This is a genomic window from Sphingomonas sp. (assembly GCF_019749955.1).
GTDB lineage: Bacteria > Pseudomonadota > Alphaproteobacteria > Sphingomonadales > Sphingomonadaceae > Sphingomonas.
Map to the genome: position 1 here is coordinate 1 of NZ_JAIEPC010000105.1, position 3,894 is coordinate 3,894.

Genomic DNA, 3,894 nt, shown 5'->3' on the forward strand with positions numbered 1-3,894 from the left:
ACGCGGATGCGGTGGTTCCGGGTCAGGCTGAGCAGATGATAGCAGACATCGAACCGCTCGGGCCGCTCGGGATAATCAACACCCGCGATTTCCATCAGCTGTTGATAGGCGAGCCCCGGCGTGTCGCGCAGCAAGGTCATCGCCTCGACCAGCCGCGCCCGGTCGATCGTCAGCGTGACTTCGCCAACCGCGTCGAGCGTGTCGACGATCAGGTCGCCGAGCGCCGCGGCAGCAGATTCAATAACCCCATCATTCGGGGCATAGGCGGGCGCAGGACTACGCATGGGCCGCTCCTCTGCGCCTCCGCGCCTCCGCGTGAACCAAATTTTTGCTCACGCGGAGGCGCGGAGGACGCAGAGAAGAAAGAATCAAAGACTGCGTCACCGATCAAGGCTCCCGACGCGCCGGATTTTCCGCTGGAGCTGCATGATGCCGTAGAGCAGCGCCTCGGCGGTCGGCGGGCAGCCGGGGACGTAGATGTCGACCGGCACGATCCGGTCGCAGCCGCGCACCACCGAGTAGCTATAGTGGTAATAGCCGCCGCCATTGGCGCAGCTGCCCATCGAGATGACGTATTTCGGGTCCGACATCTGGTCGTACACCCGCCGCAACGCGGGCGCCATTTTGTTGCAGAGCGTGCCCGCGACGATCATCACGTCCGACTGGCGCGGCGACGCGCGCGGCGCCGCCCCGAAGCGTTCAAGGTCGTAGCGCGGCATGTTCACATGGATCATTTCGACCGCGCAGCACGCGAGCCCGAACGTCATCCACCAAAGCGAACCGGTGCGCGCCCACTGGAACAATTCCTCGGTCGAGGTGACAAGGAAACCCTTGTCGCCAAGTTCGGCGTTGATGTCGTTGAGGAAACCGACGTTCGGCAAAGTGCCGGGCGGGGGCGCCTGAGTGAGTTCTACTCCCAATCGAGGGCTCCCTTTTTCCACGCATAAGCAAGACCGAGCGCGAGTTCGAAGATGAAGATCATCATCGAAAACCACGCCACCCAGCCGAGTTTGAACACCGACACCGCCCATGGATAGAGGAACGCGGCTTCGAGATCGAAGACGATGAACAGGATCGCGACCAGATAGAAACGCACGTCAAACTGGCTGCGGCTGTCCTCGAACGCGGGAAAGCCGCACTCATATTCGGTGAGCTTTTCGGGCGTCGGGTTGTGCGTGCCGGTCAGCCGCGAGACGAGCATCGGCAGGAACACGAACGCGGACGACAACACCAGGGCCACGCCCAGGAAAAGCAAGATCGGCAAATACTGGGACAGATCGACCAAAACGGCTCTCTTTATGTCCAGAGGGAGGAATTGCGGCGCTTCTAGGACGATGGCCGTGGAGGGGCAAGGCCGCGATGGTGCGCTTGCGAGGAAAACGCACGTCGCGCTGAATTATGGTGCTTTTTCAGCATCCAACGCGAGTGTCATATAGCGATTATGGTCGCTTTCGGCGTAATCGGCATAGGGTCCGCAGTCGCTGAATCCCGCGCGCCGATAGAGTTCCCACGCCGGGGCAAAGCTCGACCCCGTGCCCGTTTCGAGATTGAGTCGGTGCCACCCGCGCGCGCGCGCCGCCCCGGTCGCATGCTCAAGCAAGCGCGCCGCCACGCCCCGGCGCAGATGCTCGGGCGCGGTCCGCATTGATTTGAGCTCGCCCTCGCCCTGCCCCAAGTCCTTGAGCGCCGCGCAGCCAAGCAGCGCATCGCCTTCCCAAAGCGTCCACAGCGTGATCTCCGGCGCGCGGAGTGCCTCGATCCCCAGCGCAAAGGCATGTTGCGGCGGCGTCGTCTCATGCGCGGTCCGCACATGATAAGCGATCAGTGCGGTGATCTCCGGGCCAGTTGCGTCATCCTCGACGATCCGCCACGCGGTCATCCAATCACTTCGTCGCGATCAACGCCCCACAGCCGGTTCGCCTCGACATAGCCGCCCCGCCCGCGCACATCGATCCAGCACCAGCCGCGCGCGCATTTGCTGATCCGCCCGACCACGCCGGGCGCCGCCCGCCACAGCAGCTTGGCACCGAACTGCGGCTTTTCGAGCAGTTCAGCCTCGCTGCCCATGACATAGCCGGTGCGGGTATCGCTGAGCAGATTGGCCTGCATCCATCCGCTCGCCCCATCGGGGTCTTCGACCTTGCGCCATTCCTTGTAGACCGCAATCACCCGGATCGGCAGGCCGCTGCGCTGATAGAGCCAGCTCGCCGGAAATTCGCGGCCCGGCCCGGTGCGCATGCGGGCCTTCGACGCCTCGATCGACGCATAATAGGGCACGCGCTGCTTCTGCGCGTCGGCGCTTGCCGCAAGGCCCGTCGCGGCGAGCGCGAGGATCAGCATGCCCGTCAACAGTCGCATCATCTTTCCCCCAAAATGTCGTCATGGCTGTACCGGTTGACCCCGCCCCATTTCAACCACCGTTGACGCCGCCAAAACGACGCGCCAAGCCATGATCATGCCCGATATGAGACGCCCCCTGCCCCGCGTGCCCAATCCCAAGGTGGTGGTGACGCGCGAACTCGCCGATGAAATCATGGCGCGGATGGAGCAATTGTTCAACGTAACGCTCAATCGCGACGACACGCCGTACAGCCGCGAACAGCTCTGCGACGCGGTCCAACACTGCGACGTGCTCGTGCCGACCGTCACTGATGAGATTGATGCCGCGCTGATCGACGCGGCTGGTGATCGGCTGAAACTCATCGCCAATTTCGGCGCCGGCGTGAACCATATCGACCTGAAAGCGTGCCGCCGGCGCGGGATCATCGTCACCAACACTCCCGGCGTGCTGACCGAAGACACCGCCGACATGACGATGGCGCTGATCGTCTCGGTCCCGCGTCGCCTCGCGGAAGGCGAAAAGCTCGTGCGGTCGGGCCAGTGGAAGGGCTGGAGCCCGGGCGGGATGCTCGGCCACCGCATCGGCGGCAAGGCGCTCGGCATCATTGGCATGGGGCGGATCGGCCAGGCAGTAGCAAGGCGTGCGCGCGCGTTTGGCCTCACGATCCATTACCACAACCGCAACCGGCTGCCGAAAGTCGTCGAGGCCGAATTGGGCGCGCAGTGGCACCCCAATCTCGACGAAATGCTCGCCAATATCGACATTCTGACGCTGCACACCCCGCGCAATGCCGAGAGCGAAAATCTGCTCAGCGCCGACCGGATCGCGCTGCTGCGTGCCCATGTCCATGTCATCAACACCTCACGCGGCGGGATTGTGGACGAAGAAGCGCTGATCGACGCGCTCGAATCGGGGCGGCTGGCGGGGGCTGGCCTCGACGTGTGGCGGCACGAGCCCGAAATCGACCCGCGCCTGCTCGCGCTGCCGAACGTGGTGATGACGCCGCATATGGGATCGGCGACCTATGAAGGGCGCATGGCCTCAGGCGAAAAAGTCATCACCAACATCCGCGCCTGGGCCGACGGCCACCGCCCGCCCGACCAGGTGCTGGAGGGGTGGGTCTAGCCTCCCCAACCTCCCCCCTCGACCAGCTAACGACCCGTTCGTTTCGAGCGCAGTCGAGAAACAGGCCACTAGCGACAAGCACCGTGTCTCGACTTCGCTCGACACTAACGGGTTGGGGAAGATGGGCTCCAGGGCGCGCCCAGCCCAAACATCGCATAGGCCACGGCGCCAATCTGGGTTAGGCTACGCGCGGACATGATCGAGGTGAGCCCCATGCAACCGGACGAGCAGACGACCACCGACAAGGCGATCAGCAGCTTCGCCGTCACCAGCTTTCATTTGCTCGAACACGGCCTGCTGATCATCATCGCGTTGCTGACGATCGGTGCGGTCGCGCGCGAAATCGCGTCAGTGCTGACGACGATGACGGTGACGCTCGCCGACATCCTCCAGATGTTCCTCTACACCGAAGTCATCAGCATGATCGG

6 protein-coding genes and 1 pseudogene are annotated in these 3,894 nt (G+C 63.8%); 2 read left to right on the forward strand and 5 right to left on the reverse strand.

What is annotated here, in order from left to right; translation table 11 throughout:
- The 5 genes from K2W81_RS15530 to K2W81_RS15550 form a co-directional block, all read right to left on the reverse strand.
- The coding region (locus tag K2W81_RS15530) for an NADH-quinone oxidoreductase subunit C (RefSeq protein ID WP_294106145.1) at positions 1 to 284 on the reverse strand (284 nt) is incomplete at its 3' end.
- Positions 285 to 380: 96 nt separating this feature from the next.
- Complete coding sequence (locus K2W81_RS15535) at positions 381 to 920, reverse strand: NADH-quinone oxidoreductase subunit B family protein (protein ID WP_294106148.1); 540 nt, start codon at positions 918 to 920, stop codon at positions 381 to 383.
- A complete protein-coding gene (ndhC, locus tag K2W81_RS15540; protein ID WP_066649147.1) occupies positions 911 to 1,285 on the reverse strand; it encodes an NADH-quinone oxidoreductase subunit A in 375 nt (124 codons plus the stop codon). The genes K2W81_RS15535 and ndhC overlap by 10 nt, the downstream gene beginning before the upstream one ends.
- A 111-nt stretch (positions 1,286 to 1,396) precedes the next feature.
- Positions 1,397 to 1,879: a GNAT family N-acetyltransferase gene (locus K2W81_RS15545; RefSeq protein WP_294106153.1), complete on the reverse strand. Its 483-nt coding sequence runs from the start codon at positions 1,877 to 1,879 to the stop codon at positions 1,397 to 1,399.
- Positions 1,876 to 2,358: an SH3 domain-containing protein gene (locus tag K2W81_RS15550; RefSeq protein ID WP_294106156.1), complete on the reverse strand. Its 483-nt coding sequence runs from the start codon at positions 2,356 to 2,358 to the stop codon at positions 1,876 to 1,878. Before K2W81_RS15550 ends, K2W81_RS15545 begins: the two co-directional genes overlap by 4 nt.
- Before the next feature lie 97 nt (positions 2,359 to 2,455).
- Between K2W81_RS15550 and K2W81_RS15555 the strand changes: the two genes are divergently transcribed.
- Both K2W81_RS15555 and K2W81_RS15560 read left to right on the forward strand, forming a co-directional pair.
- A complete protein-coding gene (locus tag K2W81_RS15555) occupies positions 2,456 to 3,466 on the forward strand; it encodes a D-glycerate dehydrogenase (RefSeq protein ID WP_294106159.1) in 1,011 nt (336 codons plus the stop codon).
- Between the two features lie 213 nt (positions 3,467 to 3,679).
- A pseudogene (locus K2W81_RS15560) lies at positions 3,680 to 3,894 on the forward strand (phosphate-starvation-inducible E); the annotation flags it as partial.

Excerpts from the sequence above, each read along its gene's own strand:
- K2W81_RS15545 (WP_294106153.1), bottom strand. The coding sequence starts at position 1,879 with ATGACCGCGTGGCGGATCGTCGAGGATGACGCAACTGGCCCGGAGATC.
- K2W81_RS15550 (WP_294106156.1), bottom strand. The coding sequence starts at position 2,358 with ATGCGACTGTTGACGGGCATGCTGATCCTCGCGCTCGCCGCGACGGGC.
- K2W81_RS15555 (WP_294106159.1), top strand. The coding sequence starts at position 2,456 with ATGCCCGATATGAGACGCCCCCTGCCCCGCGTGCCCAATCCCAAGGTG.